The organism is Bradyrhizobium sp. STM 3562 (genome assembly GCF_045571435.1).
Lineage (GTDB): Bacteria > Pseudomonadota > Alphaproteobacteria > Rhizobiales > Xanthobacteraceae > Bradyrhizobium.
Genome location: NZ_CP120694.1, coordinates 5,510,264 through 5,522,994 on the forward strand (window position 1 = coordinate 5,510,264; position 12,731 = coordinate 5,522,994).

The window sequence follows — 12,731 nt, forward strand, 5'->3', positions numbered from 1 at the left end:
ACTTGTGTCATTCCGGGGCGCGACGAAGTCGCGAACCCGAAAATCCGGAGCTTGCGGCGCGAGATTCCGGGTTTGCGCTTGCGCGCGCTCCGGAATAACGAGCGTCTATGACGGAGCTATTTCTTGTAGACCGTCTCCGGATCGACCAGCCGCTCCGCATCGACAAAGGCGAGCCGCGGTCCGCCCGCGCCCGGCTCAAGCTTGCGGTAGAAGCAGGAGCGCCGGCCGGTGTGGCAGGCTGCGCCCTTCTGCTCGACCTTGATCCAGACCGCGTCCTGGTCGCAGTCGACCCGCATCTCCAGGACGCGCTGCACGTGACCTGAGGTCTCGCCTTTTCGCCACAAGGCATTGCGCGACCGGCTGAAATACCAGGCCTCACCGCTCTCGACGGTACGGCGCAGAGCTTCCTCGTTCATATGCGCGACCATCAGCAATTCGCCGCTGGCCGCATCGGTGGCAATGCAGGTGAGGAGCCCCGACGCGTCGAACTTGGGCCGGAAACCCAAGCCCTCTTCGCGCTCGTCAATCGCTGCTGTGGACACGAAAAACCCTCGCTCGTTCAAGCGAGGGCTGGCCGCCTAGCGGTTCGGCCCTCGCACCATGGACAGGAAACGCTGCTGCTCCGCCGGATTGTCGCGGAACATCCCAGTGAAGCGGCTGGTGAACGTCATCGCGCCATGTTTGGCGACGCCGCGCACCGACATGCAGGTATGCTCCGCTTCGATCATGACCGCAACGCCGCGAGGCTTGAGGACCTCGTCGATCGCGGCGGCGATCTGGGCGGTGAGATGCTCCTGGGTCTGCAGGCGGCGAGCGAAAATATCGGTCAGCCGCGCCAGCTTCGAGAGCCCGACCACCCGTTCGACCGGCGTATAGGCGATATGCGCCTTGCCGTAGAACGGCATCATGTGGTGCTCGCATTGCGAGGTGAATTCGATGTCGCGCACCAGCACGAAATCGTCATAGCCCGCAGTCTCGCCGAAGGTGCGATCGAGCACCTCCGCCGGGCATTGATGGTAGCCCTGGTAAAGCTCGTCAAACGCCTCGACCACCCGGCGCGGCGTGTCCAGAAGGCCCTCGCGGCTCGGATCTTCGCCGATGTAGGTCAACAGCGTCTGCACGGCCGCCTCGGCCTCCGCGCGCGAAGGGCGCGGCTGGTCGGGAAGGACGGCAGCTCTGAGGAACTCGGAAGGATCGAGTTCTGCGGGACGGGCTTCGGGCAACTTGGCGTCGGAAGGCTTGTTGGGGCGGATCGGCTTAATTAATGCGTCCATGTCAACTCCGTTCGACGGTCCGTTCACGGACCGGAGTGTCACCGGCAGACGGGGCGGGATCTCCGCCGGACGCCTGAGGATCGGGGCGAGACTGTATTTCCCCCGCTTGCCCCATATATAAGACGATGAAACCCGGCCGCCAAGGCCGCCTTCCCGCGCCAGCCGCAAGACTCGCATGCCATGCTGAACGACATCTACAACAAAAAGATCATCGAACTGGCAGGAAATATCCCGCGGCTCGGCCGCCTTGCCGATCCCGACGCCAGCGCGACCGCCCATTCCAAGCTGTGCGGATCGACCGTCAAGGTCGACCTGAAAATGGATGGCGACGTCGTGACCGATTTTGCCCATGACGTGAAGGCCTGCGCGCTCGGTCAGGCCTCCTCCTCCATCATGGCGCGCCATGTCATCGGCGCGACGGCTGACGAGCTTCGCCAATTGCGGGAAACCGTGCGCAAAATGCTGAAAGAGAACGGCGCGCCGCCTCCGCCGCAAGACAAATGGGCCGACATCGCGCTCCTGGAACCCGTGCGCGACTTCAAGGCGCGGCACGCCTCGACCATGCTGACCTTCGACGCGGTGGTGGATGCGATCGGCCAGATCGAAGCGAAGAAGCAGCCGGCTGCGGCGGCCGAAGGCTGATTGCCGTCATTCCGGGGCGCTCTCGCCAAGAGCGAACCCGCTATCTCAAGATTTCCGGGCTCGGTGCTGTCGCGCCGCCCCGAATGACAAATGAGTGGCCCTTATTCTTTCCCGGGCGGTGCCGGGGCGACCGCCGCGGTCGCTTCCGCCGTCTTGGTCGACCTGGCAGTCGTATCCGTCTCCGCCTCGACATTGACGAAGCGGTCCTGCAGCGATTTCGACTTGATGGCTGCCACCGCTCCCGACGGGTCGTTGCGCGGCAGCACGTCGGCAACCCGGTCGGTCGTCACGACATTGGTCAGCCGCAGTTCCGCGGGCGTCAGTTCATGCAGGTCTTCCCACGGCGGCACGTTGAGCGAGAGAGCCAGGAGGTCGCCAGCGCCGCCCATGTCGAACGTATATTTGGCGAGCCGCCCGATATCGCGTTCCACGATCGTGAGGTCCTGCGCCGTGTAGCTTGCGGCTTTCGCATCGTCCGCGCGGTCGCCCATCCAGATCTGATGCACGCGCACATGCGCAGTCGGCGGAACATAGCGCGCCGTGCCCGACAGCAGGAGATAGACGCACATGGATTCGCAGAAGGCTTCCGGCGCAATGCTCGTGCGATCGCCTTGCTGGGTGTGGTTGACCACGCTGATACCGACGGTCGTCAACATGCCGAGGCCGCGGAAGCGGCGTCCGAGCGTGATCGAGTCGTTGACCGAGCCACCGCTCGAATCCAGCACCAATGTGGCGCCGCCGAGTTGCCGTCCGCGCGCAAAGTCCTCAAAATCCTTTGGCGTATCGGAGGTGACGATGCCGACCGCACTGACCCAACCGCGGCAATTGGGCCGGCATTCGACCCAGGTGAATTTCATCGGGGCCTTGCGCTCTTCCAGCGGCGCGCCCGCGCGGGCGGTCGCAAGCGGGTGGAACAGCGTCAGCGCGGCAATCGCTAGCGACGCCGCGGCAATAATTGTCGAGGTGCGAAATGTGGAGGATCTTGCGAGTTTCAACTTAGTTCCTTCCCCAAGCCCCAATCGACTCACAGCAAGTATCGTGCCGTTCATCAAGTCTCACACGAATGTCGCAAAAATGGTATCCGGGGGACTACGCGTCGTCCAGAGTGGCTTGCTGCACTGCGCCTAAAAGCATCTGATAATTGCTCAAAATATGGCACGATTTCAGGAACTTGAGTTCCCTGCTGAGGAACCGCGCAAATGCGCGCTCATCAGTGCGGCAGCCGGCCTATGAACAGCGCATCCTCTTCCAACCACGGGTTCCATCTTGCGGTCGCGCTCAAGCGCTTGCCGCGCAATCTCGGCCGCGCGCTGATCTGGATCTATCGCCACACACTGTCGCCGCTCGTCGGCTATCACTGCCGTCACCTGCCGACCTGTTCGGTCTATGGTGACGAAGCGATCGAGCGATTTGGGTTGTGGGCGGGAGGCTGGATGACGCTGGCGCGGCTGTTGCGCTGCCATCCCTGGGGTACGTCAGGACTTGACCTCGTGCCGACCACGCCGCCGCCCGGCGCGCGCTGGTATCTACCCTGGCGCTACGGACGATGGCACGGCGTCAACGCACCCTGATGTATTCAGTTTGTTGCGACGCCTTCGAACCTGCATCCATTCAGGTGGTGGGAACGTCGCCTCCTTGCTCGCATTGTTTTGAAAACACTCCTTCGGGAGGAAAACAACAATGCGCTGGAAACTCAGCGACCATGGTCACGATCCCCGGCAGATCGATCTCCTTGCGGTCGTGGCGCTCATCCTCATCAGCATCGGGGCCTATTTCTACTATGCCGACTACTCGGCCCCGCGACCGCACACGACAAGCTTTATCGTGCCGAGCCAGAACGTGCGCTGGTGAGAGCGCCAGCGCGAATTAGCGCCATGGCCAGAAGAAGTAGCCGGTGGTCGATTGTCCGAGCGGCGCCGGCGGGCGCGGCTTGCGGGCGCGCACCGGTTTCGGCGCCGGAGCTGGAGCGGGTTCAGCGGATGAGGCCGTCTCCGCTTGCTCCGGCTCGTTCGATGCCACCCTCACCGACAGCAGCAGGTTGGATTCATAAGCACGCCAGCGGTAGCCGATGCCGAAATCGATCGGCTGGGCGCGGGTGAACAGCTCCGCATATTGCGGTTGGTAGCGTGAGGGGAACTTGTCGATCGGCCCGGCGTAGCGGCCGAACGGGAAGAACCGCCATGCCTTCGTGCTGTAAGAGGCGAGCGGGATGCCGGAATCGTCCTGGATGATGGTGGCGCTGTTGGCGAGCAGCCAGTTGCGGACGGTGCTGAAGTTACCCGCATGCAACAGATAGGACGCGCTCTTGAGGAGACTGTTGCCGGGGGCCAGCGTATCGCAGAATTTCAGAAAGCCGCTGCGCCGCACGCCTGAGTTCGAAAGATCGGTCGAGAAATAAAACAGCGTCTTCTCCAGGCCGTCGCTGCCCGCAAAGGTAATCTTGACGCCGTGGGTGACCCCTCTGCCCTCGTCGCTGCCCGACAGCAACGTGCCCTTATCGTCGAGCGCGACCGGCGTGACGCTATGGATGGTCTTGCCGGAGCGCGCCAGGAAAACATAGAGGATCGGCAGCGTGCCGCTGATCTCGTTCGCATCCAGATCCACTTTCATCTGCTTGGTGATGAAGAACGAGAAGCTCAGGATCGAGGCCAGCGAGTGCTCAACATTGCCAAGCGCAGCATCGACGCTGCCGCGCGGGAGTCTGGTGAGATCGGGCACCGCGCCCGGCGGCTCGAGCGCAGCGAACACGTAGGTGTTCGCCTTCGCATAGAACGCATTGGCGTAAAGGAAGTCAGGCCCCGAGAACATGTAGAACATGGTCGGGCGCGGCGCGGCCAGATTGGCGTCGGCCCAGTTCCGGATCTTCGAGAGCTGGCGCTGCTCGAGCTGGGCAAAGGCGCCATTGAAGAATTTGGCGTGGCGTTGCCAGCCCGGGTCGCTGGTCAGCGGCAGCAGCGGCGAGTCGGCGGACGGCTGCATGCCGGCAAGAAAGCGTGCGGTATCGTCCGCAGTCACCTCGGCGGCGCCCGCCGGCATTGCGATTGCGAGGAGCAGGCCGGCGGCAGCGGCCGCAATTCTCAGCAAATGACGCATCGTCCGTCGCGGCCTCAAGCTGCGGAGCCGGATTCGGCCCGCTTGTGGAAAATGGCGTAAATCAAAAGGCCCGACGTCATCATCAGCATGCCCAGGAATGACTGCAGCGGCCGCTCCGTCAGCAGATAGTACATCATGAAACCGGTCACGAGCAGGAAAACCAGTGGCGTCACGGGGTATCCCCAGGCGCGATAGGGCCGCGGCAGATCAGGCTGCATGATCCGCAGCTTGATAACGCCGAGCACCGTGAAGAACGAGCAGAACAGCAGTGCAAACTGGATGAAGTCGAGCACCGCCTCGAAGCTGCGCGTGAATAGCAACAAATTTGCGACCGCGAGCTGGAACAGGATCGCGTAGCCCGGCGCCCCGCGCTGCGAGCGGCGCGCGAAGATCGTCAACGCCGGGATGTCCTCCCCCATCGTCATCATCACGCGCGGGCCGATCCACATCATCGCGGAGATCGATGAGACGAGCCCGACGCAGATCATCACGGCGACGACGCGTCCGCCGATATCGCCGAAAATGTAGCTGCCGGAGATGCTGGCGACATCGAGCTGGCCGGCCAGCCTGTCGATCGGCGCGGTGTGCAGGAACACCGCATTGAGCGCGACATAGAGCACCATCACGATCAGCGTTCCCGCAAGCAGCGCGCGCGGCAGGTTCTGCCTGGCGTCATGCATCTCGCCGGTGATGTAGGTCGCCGCGTTCCAGCCCGAGAACGAATACATCACGAAGACGAGGCCGATGGCGAAGGGCGCGCTGACGATATGGGCGAAGTCGCCGGCCTGAGGCGCAAAGGAGATCGGCTGGGCCGTGCCGATCGCGAATCCGGCCGCCAGGAACGCGACGATCAGCACCACTTTCAGTATGGTCGAGATCAATTGGAAGCTCGAGGAGTGCTTCACCCCGGTGAGCTGCACGATCGAGACCAGCCAGACCACGCCGATCGCCAGCGCCAGCGGCGAGCCTTCCGGAAACACGGACTTGCCGTACTCGCCAAACGCCATCGCCGCCAGCGCCACCGGCGCGGCGAAGCCGACGGTGGCCGACACCCAGCCTGCAAGAAAGCCGAAGGCCGGATGATAGGCGCGGCTCAAAAAGTTATATTCGCCGCTCGAGCGCGGAAACATCGCGCCTAACTCGCCGTACGAAAATACCCCGCACAGCGCGACGAGCCCGCCCACCGTCCACAACAGCAGGATCGAGAAACCGGACGGGATATCCTTGACCTGAAAGCCGAGACTCGTGAAGACGCCGACACCGATCATGTCGGCCACGACGATGGCGGTCGCCACGATGACTGAAACCGAGGGCCCGTTCGCGAGAAGCCGGCCCGGCCACGCCGCGCTTCCCGTCTCTGATGCCGTCATGTCGCTTGCCACTCTTGGTGATCGCGTCATGCTGCAGGCTGACGCCGCTCCATTCAAGAACGGTTAAGAAGGATTAAATTTGACGGGGCGAGCCGGTACTTTTCTACCGAACGACCACCCCGTGTCACCACGGCATTGCCGACGCCCGCCGGCCGCCCCACAATCAGGACACGATTTGATGGTGTTGTTTATTGATGGTCTTCTTGGGGTTTTCCGGATGTGGGGAATATGTCTGGGAAGCACCGACGTCGCCGAGCCCGACGCGCGCTAGCCGCTCGACCCGGTAGACTTGGTGGGGTGGATGGTCGGAGCCAATCCCAATTTCCATGGAAATGGTCGCGCGCGCCCGGAGAAACAACCGGGCGCGCCAGCCCATGTCCGCGCGCCACTCGCCGTGGTCCTGCTTTGTCTGCCGCTATCGCTATTGCTCGCGCAATGCAGCCAGGCGCCCAATGCCGGCGCGCTCGCGGCCAATGCGCATCCTGCCCCCATGCAGGTCGCGGCAAGCGCGACATTCGACGAACGCTTTCCCGCGCCGCAGTTCAGGGACCGCTTCCCCTCACCGGGCGAAAGCCTGGTGCAGCGGCAAATGTCGGATTTCGCGCCCAAGCCCGCGGACGCGCAGGCCGAGACCGCCTCCTACCGCGTCGCCTCGCTGGAGCCTCATGTGCCCTACAGGCGTCCCGGCGCGCATGACGACCTGACCACGCTGGTCAGCATGAAATCCTCCGCCTTCCCCTATTTCGGCAACAATCCAGCCTCCGACGCGCCGTTCCTCAACGTGGCCAAAGGCGAACGCCGCGGCCATCGCAGCCTGTCCGGCCGGGTCTATTGGGAAGACGAGACCTACAACGACAGCCGCGTGCTGGTGCACATCCCCGAGAATTTCGACCTGCACAAACCCGGCGTGATCGTGGTGTTCTTCCACGGCAACGGGGCGACGCTCGAGCGCGACGTCCGCGACCGGCAGTTGGTGCCACGGCAGATCTCCGATTCCGGGGTCAACGCCGTGTTGCTGGCGCCGCAGATGGCTGTCGATGCCGCCGATTCCAGCGCCGGCAAATTCTGGCAGCCCGGGGGCTTCCGCCGCTTCATCATGGAATCCGCCGACCATCTCGCCCGACTCTACGGCGATCCCGGTTCGGCCAAGGAATTCGCCAAGCTGCCGATCGTCATCGTCGGCTACAGCGGCGGCTTCCTGCCGACCGCCTGGAGTCTCGACGTCGGCGGCCTCAGCGATCAGGTGCGCGGCGTCGTCCTGCTCGACGCCGTCTATGGCCAGCTCGACAAGTTCGCCTCATGGGTCGAGAACCACCGCTCCGGCTTCTTCGTGAGCTCTTACACCCACTATACGGCGCGGCACGATCACGAGCTGATGCAGATGCTGCGCGACAAGGGCGTCAAGGTTTCCGAAGACATGGATGCGCCGCTGCACCCGGGCAGCGTGCTGTTTGTCGAGACCGGCGAAGGCATCACCCATCGCAACTACGTCACCCAAGCCTGGACCAAATATCCGATCGAGCAGGTGCTGGTGAAGATGGCCGCGGCACCGGCGATGAAAGTCGCATCAGGCATCCCCAGCTCCGCGAGCCGCTAGCGACGCGCCGCGGCGCGCACGTCGCCCGGACGGCAACGCGATGCAATGGCTGCGTGTTGCCGTAGAGAGCCGGCGCGGCGCGGCGATCAGGACTTCGGCAGCTTGGGCATGCTTTCGACAAAGCCGTTGAAGCAGGCCAGGCGCTCGTCTTCCTCCTTGGTGAACTTGCAGTCGGTGACGCGCTTGGCCGTCGGCGCCTTCTCCTTCGGCTCGGGCTTGATCACCGCATCGTAGCAGTTCAGCCGCTCCTTGGTGCCGTCGTCGATATCGAGACAGGACTGCAGGCGGACGGCCATCGATTGAGGCTTTGCCGACGCTGCGTTGCGCGGCTTGACCTGCACCAGCGGCTTGTCGCCGACCATCGGGGGCGGAGCTGATTGGGCAAAAGCGGGGACCGAACAAAGAACCGCGGCGAACACCAAAGCTACTCTCATGTCACATAACTCTCATTGGTATTGAAAGAGCGGGCGCCGGCCGACGGACCGGCGCACCCGGTTGCGGCTTGCGCTTTAATCCTGTCCGGTTCCCTTTGCCAAGTTCGAAAGGCGGGATTTGGGCCACAAAAGCCCGGTACGGGCCCGGGCTAGGTTGCCGGGCAAACGGCCCGCCTCGGCCGGCTCAGGATCACCAGGATCACCGCCACGGTCAGAAAGCTCATGGCGACGAAGCCGATGCCGTGGAGCAGATCGCGCCCATAAAGCACCCCGCCGATGGCCGAGCCCACCGCCTGCCCGATATACAGCACCGAGGTGTTGAGCGACACCGAGGCCGAGGCGAGTGGCGGCGCGGCGGCCACCAGCCTCACCTGCTGCATGGAATTGCTCGAGGCAAACCCAAGCCCCCAAATCGCAACCGAGACCGCCATCCAGGCATAATTGCCGGCACAGACCGCCCATCCCGCTATCCCCGTCAACATACACCCCGTCGCCAGCACGGAGGTGTTGTACGGGCCCCAACGATCCACGATCCGGGTCGCGATAACGACCCCGACGAAGCCGGCAATCCCATAGAGCGCAAACACCAGGCCCACCGCGTCGGACCCGACATGGGTCAGCTTCGACAGCAGCGGACCCATGAAGGTGAACACCACAAACTGGCCCGACATCTGCACGGTCGTGATCAGGAGCAGAAGAACGACGGTCCGGTTGCGCGCGAGCGCGCCCCAGGTCTTTAAGTCCACCGGCACGCCCTTGAGGCCTTCCGGCAGGCGCCATGCGACCAACAGAAAACAGAGAATGCCGAACGCACCGGCCGCACCATAGGCGGATCGCCAGCCATAGTGGCTGGCAATGAAGGTGATGAGCGGCAGGCCTGCGGCCGCGGCAAGCGACCAGCCGAGAAAGACATAGGCGATGGCACTGCCGCGCTTCTCAGTCGGCACGATCAGCGCGGTGGTGCCCGCCGCCTGCGGCGTATAAAGCGCGCCGATCGCCAGCATCACCATCCGGATGACGAGCAGGCTGGCATAACCGGGCGCAAGCGCGGAGGCGAGATTGGCGCAGGCCATGACGGCGAGCGTCGCTGCCAGCAGCGTTCGCCGCTCGATCCGGCTGGTCAGCCAGGCCGTCAGCGGCGAGCCGATGCACAGCACCGCCGCGCCGAAGGTAATGAGCAGGCCTGCGGTGCGGATGCTGATGTCGAGGCCATCGGCCAATTCGGTAAGCATCCCCGCCGGCGCCAGGACCGAGCAGCCGGTGAGGATGTTTCCGAGCATCAAGGAGGTGGGGGCGAAGCGGCGAGTCACGCATTCGTCATAGCAGATAGTTTAATGCATTTGCATGAAACCTTCTCATGCGACGAATGCATTCTTGGAGGACGAGGCGGGCGAAGCCCGATTGCAACACCCGAATCCCCTGCTATATCGGCACTTTCCCGCTTACCTGCGCTCGTTCGCAGGAGTGAGCTCAAGGAGCACCCATGTCCGAACAAAAACCCTCCGAACAAAAGCCGTCCGAGCAAAAACTATCCGAGCACAAATCCGAATCCGGGTTCCAATACAGCCTCTCCAATCTCAAGCCCGTGCAGCCGCCTGAGGAGATCACCCTCACCTTCCCCGACGGCGCCAAGCGCAAATTTCCGAAAGACACCACCGGCCTGGACATCGCCAAGGGTATCTCGCCCTCTCTTGCCAAGCGCACGGTCGCGATGGCGCTCAATGGCGATCTCGCCGATCTCAACGATCCGATCACGCAGGACGCCAGAATCGAATTCGTGTCCCGTGAGGAGCCGCGCGCGCTGGAATTGATCCGGCATGACTGCGCGCATGTGCTCGCGGAAGCCGTGCAATCGCTGTGGCCGGGCACCCAGGTGACGATCGGCCCGGTGATCGAGAACGGCTTCTATTACGACTTCTTCCGCAACGAGCCGTTTACGCCGGAGGATTTCGCCGCGATCGAGAAGAAGATGCGCGAGATCATCGCCCGCGACAAGCCCTTTACCAAAGAGGTTTGGGATCGCGAAAAGGCAAAGCAGGTGTTCCGCGACAAGGGCGAGGCCTTCAAGGTCGAGCTGGTTGACGCCATCCCGGGTGAAGAGCCGATCAAGATCTATTTCCAGGGCGACTGGTTCGATCTGTGCCGCGGTCCGCACATGACCTCGACGGGGAAGATCGGCAACGCCTTCAAGCTGATGAAGGTCGCGGGCGCCTATTGGCGGGGTGATTCCAACAACCCGATGCTGACCCGAATCTACGGCACCGCTTTCGCCAAGCAGGACGAGCTCGACGCCTACCTGAAGCAGATCGAGGAAGCCGAGAAACGCGACCATCGCAAGCTCGGCCGCGAGCTCGACCTGTTCCACTTCCAGGAGGAAGGTCCGGGCGTCGTGTTCTGGCACCCGAAGGGCTGGACCATCTTCCAGCAGTTGATCGCCTATATGCGCCGGCGCCTTGCCGGCGACTACAACGAGGTCAATGCCCCGCAGATCCTGGACAAGTCGCTGTGGGAGACCTCCGGCCATTGGGACTGGTACCGCGAAAACATGTTCGCGGCGCAATCGGCCGGCGACGAGGCCGAGGACAAGCGCTGGTTCGCGCTCAAGCCGATGAATTGCCCGGGCCATGTCCAGATCTTCAAGCACGGCCTGAAGAGCTACCGCGACCTGCCGTTGCGGCTTGCGGAATTTGGCGTGGTTCATCGCTACGAGCCGTCCGGCGCCATGCACGGCTTGATGCGCGTGCGCGGCTTCACCCAGGACGATGCGCATATCTTCTGCACCGAGGACCAGCTCGCCGACGAGTGTCTGAAGATCAACGATCTGATCCTCTCGACCTATGCCGATTTCGGCTTCGAGGGCGAGCTGACCGTGAAGCTCTCGACCCGGCCGGAGAAGCGGGTCGGCACGGACGCGATGTGGGATCACGCCGAGCGCGTGATGGCGACAGTGCTGTCGGAGATCGCGGCCCAGCGCAACAACATCAAGACTGAGATCAATCCGGGCGAAGGCGCCTTCTACGGGCCGAAATTCGAATATGTGCTGCGCGATGCCATCGGCCGCGACTGGCAGTGCGGAACCACGCAGGTCGACTTCAACCTGCCGGAGCGGTTCGGCGCGTTCTACATCGACCATGATGGATCGAAGAAGGCGCCGGTCATGGTGCATCGCGCGATCTGCGGCTCGATGGAGCGCTTCATCGGCATCCTGATCGAGCATTACGCCGGCAATTTCCCGCTTTGGCTGGCGCCGATCCAGGCGGTGGTCACCACCATTACCTCCGAAGGCGACGAATACGCCAAGCAGGTGGTGCAGCCGGCCCGCCGCGCGGGCCTGCGGGTCGACATCGATCTGCGCAACGAGAAGATCAACTACAAGGTCCGCGAGCATTCGCTGGCGAAAATCCCGGCCCTCCTGGTGGTCGGCAAGAAAGAGGCCGAGACGCATTCGGTCTCGGTGCGCCGGCTGGGCAGCGACGGGCAAAGGGTGATGCCGACGGACGAGGCGATCGCCGCGCTGGTGGAGGAAGCGATCCCGCCGGATGTACGGCGGGCGCGACTGCGCGCGGCGGCCGAATGAAGCGATCATAATCGCTCTAAACTGCGCTTCCGCTCGCGGGAGCGCACGCCTATCTGTGCGGCGATTGTCATGTCCGAAGAAAGAAACATCGTGCCCGACGCCATTGAACTCCTGAAAGCCCGCCGTTCGGTCAAGCCGCGCGAGATGACCGGCCCCGGCCCCTCGCCCGCCGAGATCGAGACCATCCTGACCATCGGCGCGCGGGTACCGGATCACGGCAAGCTCGCGCCCTGGCGCTTCATCATATTCGAGGGCGACGCGCGCGAGCGCGCGGGTGAAGTGATCGCAAAGGTGTTCGCGACGAAGAAGCCACAGGCGAGCGCGGCCGAGATCGAGATCGAGAAAAAGCGCCTGATGGATGCGCCGCTGGTGATCGCGGTGGTCAGCTTTACCAAGCCGCATCCGAAGGTGCCTCCGTTCGAGCAGGAATTGTCCGCCGGCGCCAGCGCGATGAACATCGTGACCGCGGCCACTGCGCTCGGCTACGGCGCCTGCTGGCTGACGGGGTGGTTCGCCTTCGACCGCGACGTGCTCGACGGTCTCGGATTGAAGCCGGACGAAAAGATCGCTGGCTTCATTCATATCGGCAAGCCAAGCAAGCCGAACGAGGAGCGCCCGCGCCCGGCGCTGTCGGAGATCGTGACGCGGTTTTAGTCCGCTGTCGTCCCCGCGAAGGCCGGGACCCATACCGCGGAATCTCTCGGTAGGCCCCTTGGCGGACAACCTTCGCGAGAACGAGGTCCT

13 protein-coding genes are annotated in these 12,731 nt (G+C 63.5%); 6 read left to right on the forward strand and 7 right to left on the reverse strand.

Annotated elements, in window-relative coordinates:
* Positions 1 to 116: 116 nt before the first annotated feature.
* Positions 117 to 542 (reverse strand): phosphoribosyl-AMP cyclohydrolase, encoded by a 426-nt coding sequence (gene hisI / locus P6U23_RS25715; protein WP_407175313.1) that lies wholly within the window; start codon positions 540 to 542, stop codon positions 117 to 119.
* 36 nt (positions 543 to 578) lie between these two features.
* Positions 579 to 1,274: a GTP cyclohydrolase I FolE gene (folE, locus tag P6U23_RS25720; RefSeq protein ID WP_407175314.1), complete on the reverse strand. Its 696-nt coding sequence runs from the start codon at positions 1,272 to 1,274 to the stop codon at positions 579 to 581.
* A gap of 180 nt (positions 1,275 to 1,454) precedes the next feature.
* Between folE and P6U23_RS25725 the strand changes: the two genes are divergently transcribed.
* Complete coding sequence (locus P6U23_RS25725) at positions 1,455 to 1,916, forward strand: iron-sulfur cluster assembly scaffold protein (RefSeq protein WP_407175315.1); 462 nt, start codon at positions 1,455 to 1,457, stop codon at positions 1,914 to 1,916.
* A 101-nt stretch (positions 1,917 to 2,017) separates the two neighbouring features.
* On the opposite strand, the gene P6U23_RS25730 is transcribed toward P6U23_RS25725, so the two are convergent.
* Positions 2,018 to 2,773, reverse strand: a complete 756-nt coding sequence (locus P6U23_RS25730; RefSeq protein WP_407181574.1) for a hypothetical protein — start codon at positions 2,771 to 2,773, stop codon at positions 2,018 to 2,020.
* Positions 2,774 to 3,145: 372 nt separating this feature from the next.
* On the opposite strand from P6U23_RS25730, the gene yidD reads away from it, so the two are divergent.
* Both yidD and P6U23_RS25740 read left to right on the forward strand, forming a co-directional pair.
* A complete protein-coding gene (yidD, locus tag P6U23_RS25735) occupies positions 3,146 to 3,487 on the forward strand; it encodes a membrane protein insertion efficiency factor YidD (RefSeq protein WP_407175316.1) in 342 nt (113 codons plus the stop codon).
* 109 nt (positions 3,488 to 3,596) lie between these two features.
* Positions 3,597 to 3,767 (forward strand): hypothetical protein, encoded by a 171-nt coding sequence (locus P6U23_RS25740; protein WP_407175317.1) that lies wholly within the window; start codon positions 3,597 to 3,599, stop codon positions 3,765 to 3,767.
* A 15-nt stretch (positions 3,768 to 3,782) separates the two neighbouring features.
* Here the strand turns inward: P6U23_RS25740 and P6U23_RS25745 are convergent, their stop codons facing one another.
* Together P6U23_RS25745 and P6U23_RS25750 are read right to left on the reverse strand one after the other, a co-directional pair.
* Positions 3,783 to 5,009: a hypothetical protein gene (locus P6U23_RS25745; RefSeq protein WP_407175318.1), complete on the reverse strand. Its 1,227-nt coding sequence runs from the start codon at positions 5,007 to 5,009 to the stop codon at positions 3,783 to 3,785.
* 14 nt (positions 5,010 to 5,023) lie between these two features.
* Positions 5,024 to 6,379 (reverse strand): APC family permease, encoded by a 1,356-nt coding sequence (locus P6U23_RS25750; protein WP_407175319.1) that lies wholly within the window; start codon positions 6,377 to 6,379, stop codon positions 5,024 to 5,026.
* A gap of 301 nt (positions 6,380 to 6,680) precedes the next feature.
* Here P6U23_RS25750 and P6U23_RS25755 point away from each other — a divergent pair, with 301 nt between their 5' ends.
* Positions 6,681 to 7,976 (forward strand): alpha/beta hydrolase, encoded by a 1,296-nt coding sequence (locus P6U23_RS25755; protein WP_407175320.1) that lies wholly within the window; start codon positions 6,681 to 6,683, stop codon positions 7,974 to 7,976.
* Between the two features lie 86 nt (positions 7,977 to 8,062).
* Here the strand turns inward: P6U23_RS25755 and P6U23_RS25760 are convergent, their stop codons facing one another.
* On the reverse strand, positions 8,063 to 8,410 hold the full coding sequence (locus P6U23_RS25760; protein WP_407175321.1) for a hypothetical protein: 348 nt from the start codon (positions 8,408 to 8,410) through the stop codon (positions 8,063 to 8,065).
* Positions 8,411 to 8,559: 149 nt separating this feature from the next.
* The gene (locus P6U23_RS25765) at positions 8,560 to 9,690 is read right to left on the reverse strand and encodes an MFS transporter (protein ID WP_407181575.1); all 1,131 of its coding nucleotides are present in this window, start codon (positions 9,688 to 9,690) and stop codon (positions 8,560 to 8,562) included.
* Between the two features lie 203 nt (positions 9,691 to 9,893).
* On the opposite strand from P6U23_RS25765, the gene thrS reads away from it, so the two are divergent.
* Both thrS and P6U23_RS25775 read left to right on the forward strand, forming a co-directional pair.
* Positions 9,894 to 11,987, forward strand: a complete 2,094-nt coding sequence (gene thrS / locus P6U23_RS25770; protein ID WP_407175322.1) for a threonine--tRNA ligase — start codon at positions 9,894 to 9,896, stop codon at positions 11,985 to 11,987.
* Between the two features lie 90 nt (positions 11,988 to 12,077).
* Positions 12,078 to 12,641 carry a nitroreductase gene (locus P6U23_RS25775; RefSeq protein WP_407181576.1) on the forward strand — a complete coding sequence of 188 codons (564 nt, stop codon included), beginning with the start codon at positions 12,078 to 12,080 and terminating at the stop codon, positions 12,639 to 12,641.
* The last annotated feature ends 90 nt before the right edge of the window (positions 12,642 to 12,731 follow it).

Coding starts and splice junctions, on each gene's coding strand:
- yidD (WP_407175316.1), top strand. CDS start 3,146: ATGAACAGCGCATCCTCTTCCAACCACGGGTTCCATCTTGCGGTCGCG.
- P6U23_RS25725 (WP_407175315.1), top strand. CDS start 1,455: ATGCTGAACGACATCTACAACAAAAAGATCATCGAACTGGCAGGAAAT.
- P6U23_RS25755 (WP_407175320.1), top strand. CDS start 6,681: ATGGTCGGAGCCAATCCCAATTTCCATGGAAATGGTCGCGCGCGCCCG.
- folE (WP_407175314.1), bottom strand. CDS start 1,274: ATGGACGCATTAATTAAGCCGATCCGCCCCAACAAGCCTTCCGACGCC.
- P6U23_RS25740 (WP_407175317.1), top strand. CDS start 3,597: ATGCGCTGGAAACTCAGCGACCATGGTCACGATCCCCGGCAGATCGAT.
- P6U23_RS25745 (WP_407175318.1), bottom strand. CDS start 5,009: ATGCGTCATTTGCTGAGAATTGCGGCCGCTGCCGCCGGCCTGCTCCTC.
- P6U23_RS25730 (WP_407181574.1), bottom strand. CDS start 2,773: ATGAAATTCACCTGGGTCGAATGCCGGCCCAATTGCCGCGGTTGGGTC.
- thrS (WP_407175322.1), top strand. CDS start 9,894: ATGTCCGAACAAAAACCCTCCGAACAAAAGCCGTCCGAGCAAAAACTA.
- P6U23_RS25760 (WP_407175321.1), bottom strand. CDS start 8,410: ATGAGAGTAGCTTTGGTGTTCGCCGCGGTTCTTTGTTCGGTCCCCGCT.
- P6U23_RS25750 (WP_407175319.1), bottom strand. CDS start 6,379: ATGACGGCATCAGAGACGGGAAGCGCGGCGTGGCCGGGCCGGCTTCTC.
- P6U23_RS25765 (WP_407181575.1), bottom strand. CDS start 9,690: ATGCTCGGAAACATCCTCACCGGCTGCTCGGTCCTGGCGCCGGCGGGG.